Annotated in this window: 3 protein-coding genes; all 3 read left to right on the plus strand. The window is 56.5% G+C overall.

Features of this window, described 5'->3' with window-relative positions:
- Positions 1 to 2,208 (plus strand): proprotein convertase P-domain-containing protein (locus H5U08_RS10465; RefSeq protein WP_297032778.1); only part of this gene is annotated, 2,208 nt, incomplete at its 5' end.
- A 425-nt stretch (positions 2,209 to 2,633) separates the two neighbouring features.
- Positions 2,634 to 3,308 (plus strand): endonuclease III domain-containing protein, encoded by a 675-nt coding sequence (locus tag H5U08_RS10470; protein ID WP_297032780.1) that lies wholly within the window; start codon positions 2,634 to 2,636, stop codon positions 3,306 to 3,308.
- A gap of 159 nt (positions 3,309 to 3,467) precedes the next feature.
- On the plus strand, positions 3,468 to 4,679 hold a 1,212-nt coding region (locus tag H5U08_RS10475; RefSeq protein WP_297032782.1), incomplete at its 3' end, for a replication-associated recombination protein A.

Below are 4,679 nucleotides of genomic sequence, written 5' to 3' on the forward strand. Positions count from 1 at the left end.
CTCGTGGCCAATGCGGGTGGTTCGGGAGATAATTTCACCGACACCGTTTTCGACGACTCAGCAAAACGTTCAATTCTGGAAAGCGCTGCACCGTTCACGGGAACTTTTCGTCCTGTCGATCCTCTGAGTGTCCTGAAAGACGATCTTGCAGACGGGACGTGGTCGCTTGAAGTCACCGACACCATGCCCTGGGATACGGGCACCCTCAATGAATGGTCCCTGACGTTTTCTTATGAAGAACCGTACACCGTTACAGATTCGGACGGAGTGTACAGCTTCAGTGGCCTTGCTGCGGGAGATTACACTGTGCGCTGCGCAACGGCCACATCGGCGTGGCCGGTTTCCGCAGACCCGGGGATAACCGTTTCACTCGGCCCGGCGGAACAACGCACGGGGGCCGATCTCGCCATTGCAGAGATTCCTTCCACCGCGGTTGATCTGGGCCAAATCACGCAGAAAACTATTTTTGTCGATAACTCTCGGCCGCAGCTTTACAAATTTGCGGCCAGCCATGATGGTCTGCTGTCTTTCGTGGTGCCCGGCTCAGTCGCCCCATCCAGCGCCCGCGTTTCGCTCTATAACGCGCAGGGACAGACAATCGCCAGCCATGCGCTCTCAGCACAGTCGCACCAACTCGACTGGAACGTGCAGGCAGGAGGGGAATATTACCTCCTTCTGGACGGTTTCGAAGGCGAAATCCGCTTGATTAATTTGGTGGAAGTTCACCCCGGAAATGTCACGATTTACGGTACCTCCGGCGACGATCGAATTGACGTATCTTTTGAGCAGGGATTGGCTTTGTCGGTGAACGGCGTTCAGTATGACCTCACCAACGAGCTCGCCAGTAGCGGGGGCACTTTCAACATCAGCGCAAATGGTTTGGAGGGCAACGACAACGTCACACTGATCCTGAACGATAACGACTGGTATCTCCGCGGCGAACCTGGCGAAGTTCGAGCATCAAGCGGATCGGTCACGGTATCCGCCTCCGGAGTCGAATTCGTCGATGTGCGTGCTGGCAGGGGTAACAATACGGCGGAGCTGAGCGATTCTCCCGGCGACGATCTATTTGTGTGTGCCCCAGGTTTTGCCCAATTGCGCGGTCCGGGATTTGAAATTAATGTGGAAAACTTTTCCGTTGTCCACGCATACAGTCGCGCCGGGGGAAGCGATGTCGCGCACCTCTCCGATTCCAAGGGTGACGACCGCTTCGTGGCCCGTCCGGAGTATTCTGTCCTGACAGGCCCAGGGTTTTACCACCGCGTCAAAGGTTTTCGTTACGTTCACGCGTACAGTCGCAACGGCGGAAGCGACGTGGCTCAGCTCTACGGCTCCACCGGTTCGGACATTGTGGCAGGCACCTCCGACTGGACGAGCATTCGGGGAGATGGATATTTCGCCCGGGCAAAATTTTTCAAGACCGTACAAGTGGCCGGAAATGGCGGGGCCGACGTGGCCCAACTGAACGGGTCTTCTCAGCAAGACCGCCTCGATGCCGGGCCGCGATGGTTGAGCTTGTCAATGAACGAAAAAGTCGTCACCGTCCGCGGCATCCCCCAGATCATCGTCAATGGCGGAACCGGCTGGGACATCGCGGACCTTACAGACTCCCCCGGTGATGATCGGTTGCGATGCTGGCCGGGCAAAACACTTTTTGGGGGGCCCGGCTTCAATTTGATTCTGACCTCGTTCGAGGAGGTAACTGCCCATTCTGTCAACGGTGGAGCGGATGCTGCTGAACTCTGGGACTCCAGCGGCGACGATACGTTCGTCAGTTCGCCGCAGGTATCACGGATGGAAGGACCGGGGTTCCGTCATACGGTGGAAGGTTTTCGCTACGTCCATGGGTACGCCATCGCCGGTGGCCAGGATACAGCCTATCTGTCAGGAGGGCCGACCGCGACCACCTGGACTCTCCGCAACCGGCAGGCGATTGCCATGGGCGAAGATACCTATCGTCGGGCAAAGGCTTTTGATGCGGTCTTTGTCGAAGGTGGAACCCTGAGCCAGGATCAGGCCCGACTGTTTGATAGTCCCGGAAACGACTATCTCAAAGTAACCGGTGACGAACTGATGTTTTTCACCTCGGGTTGGAACGTGACCTTACGAAATATCCCATACGTGAAAGCGTACGGAAGCACCGGGACCAATCTTATCTCTCGCACTTTAGCGGACGTGGCCCTAATCCTTTTCGGGTCTTGGATATGAAGTTGCACGGACGCCGTGGTAGACGTCTCTCCAATAGGCCGAGCCTCCACGTCCACCAAGTGTCCCGGTCGCATCCCAATCATGCGAGGGATTGGAGGGCCGGGTTCCACCCGGGCCACACCACTGGTGGGGGCAATTCATGAATGTCCCCTCCAACAGTGTGCACTCGTGGCATCTTAGTGGATTTTTGCAAAAATTGGTACGGCTCAGGGTTGCCCCTCATTTTTCTTCGTGGGCCGGCTGGTATCCTGAAAAAGAACAACGCCCGGCGACCCCAAACGCCACAACAGGCAGTTAATGATTGTCTTCCCCAAGCTTTTTTGGCGGCTGTTGCGGTGGCTTCGCCCATTTTGGAAGAATTGGCCCGGTAATGGATCGGCTTTGAATAAAATCGGACATTTCTGCCAACTGGGACGCACCGAATAATGGGCAAGGACGTATCTCTTTACGACATTTTCCAGCGATTGTACGAGCGTTTCGGGCCCCAGCACTGGTGGCCTGGTGAAACACCGTTTGAGGTGCTCGTCGGAGCCGTTTTGGTCCAGAACACGGCCTGGTCCAACGTGGAGAAGGCCATTGAGAGGCTGCGCGAGGCTGGACTGACAACCCCGAAAGCTCTCTACAGCGTCCCGGAGACAGAGCTCGAAGAGCTTATCCGATCTGCCGGGTATTATCGCATCAAGGCCCGCCGGCTGCGAAACCTCTTGCGCTTTTGCATCGAACGTTATGGAGGTTCGCTGGAGAGGATGTTTCGCACACCTCTTGAGCAACTTCGTGAGGAACTGCTTTCCATCAACGGCATAGGCCCGGAGACTGCCGACTCAATTCTCCTGTATGCCGGAAATCTGCCCACATTCGTGGTAGATGCTTACACACACCGCATATTCGCGCGGCACGGGTGGGTGGACTTTGACATCGATTACCACACCTTAAAAGAGTATTTTGAAAGCCAACTGGAGCCAGACCCAACCCTCTATAATGAGTTTCACGCCTTGCTGGTAAAATTGGGAAAGGATTACTGCCGGAAAAAACACCCTCGATGTGAAGAGTGTCCGCTGCGGGACTATCTTCCCGAGAGCGGACCTTACGAACCGCTGTGAGTACGGCAGCCAGAATTATTCTGACACCAAGGATCGAGTGGTTGTTGAGGTAGTATCTGTTGTTCGCCACCATCTCAGACTCCGGCCCAACGTTCGATGTCCCTTTTTGAAGCTGAGGACCAGGCCCGTCGACGTGATGTCCAACCGCTGGCTGCCCGAATGCGCCCGCGAACGTTGGAGGAATTCGTGGGGCAGGAGCACTTTTTGGGTGAAGGCAAATTATTGCGGCGTCTGATCAAAGCCAACCGGCTGGGTTCAGTGATTTTTTACGGGCCGCCGGGAACCGGCAAGACCACACTGGCGCGACTTCTGGCCACGGAGACGAAAAGCGTCTTCCGCCAAATGAGCGCTGTCACTGCCGGTGTCAAGGAACTCCGAGAAATTATCGACGAGGCATACCGGCGTCTGGCAGCAACCGGCCAGAGAACCGTCCTGTTCATCGATGAGATTCACCGATTCAATCGAGCACAACAGGAGGTGCTTCTTCCCCATGTGGAAGAAGGCGTCATTGTTCTAGTTGGCGCGACCACAGAGAATCCTTTTTTCAGTATTACCAGTGCCCTCATCAGTCGGAGCCGGGTTTTCGAGTTTCATCCGCTTTCCCCCGAACATATCAAGGTTCTGATTCGCCGTGCCCTGGAAGACAAGGAACGTGGGCTCGGGCAGTACGAAGTCATCATGGACGAGGACGCGCTGGAGTTTCTGGCACATGCCTGCGACGGTGATGCTCGTCGGGCGTTGTCGGCCCTCGAGGTAGGCGTACTCTCTTCCGAGACGTTTCCTCTACGGTTCACGCGGCAACTGGCAGAGGACTCGTTGCAGCGCAAGGCAGCCGTCTACGACCGCGCCGGCGACGCCCATTACGACACTATCAGTGCGTTTATCAAGAGCATTCGAGGAAGCGATCCCGATGCCGCAATCTACTGGCTCGCCAAGATGCTGGAGTCTGGGGAAGACGTGCGGTTCATCGCGCGCCGGCTGATGATCCTGGCCAGCGAAGACATCGGCAATGCCGACCCGACCGCCCTAACGGTCGCCGTGGCGGCCGCCCACGCCTGTGAAATGGTGGGGCTGCCCGAATGCCGCTTAAACCTGGCTCAGGCGGCGATTTATCTCGCCCTGGCGCCGAAGTCGAATGCCGTCATCATGGCCATCGACGATGCGATCGCGGATATCCGGGGGAATCGAGTCCTGCCAGTTCCCGTGCATCTCCGGGACGCACACTACCCGGGCGCGAAGCGATTGGGACACGGCACAGGGTATCAATACGCGCACGATTTTGAAAATGGAATCGCAGCTCAGGATTATCTCGGGGTGGAAAAAACATATTACCATCCCACCGATCGAGGTTTTGAAAAAGAACTCCAGGCA

Origin of the sequence: Thermogutta sp. (assembly GCF_014359955.1) — a bacterium.
Classification (GTDB): Bacteria; Planctomycetota; Planctomycetia; order Pirellulales; family Thermoguttaceae; genus Thermogutta.

What these genes read in the sequence shown, in the direction of transcription:
- H5U08_RS10470 (WP_297032780.1), top strand. Translation starts at nt 2,634, where the DNA reads ATGGGCAAGGACGTATCTCTTTACGACATTTTCCAGCGATTGTACGAG.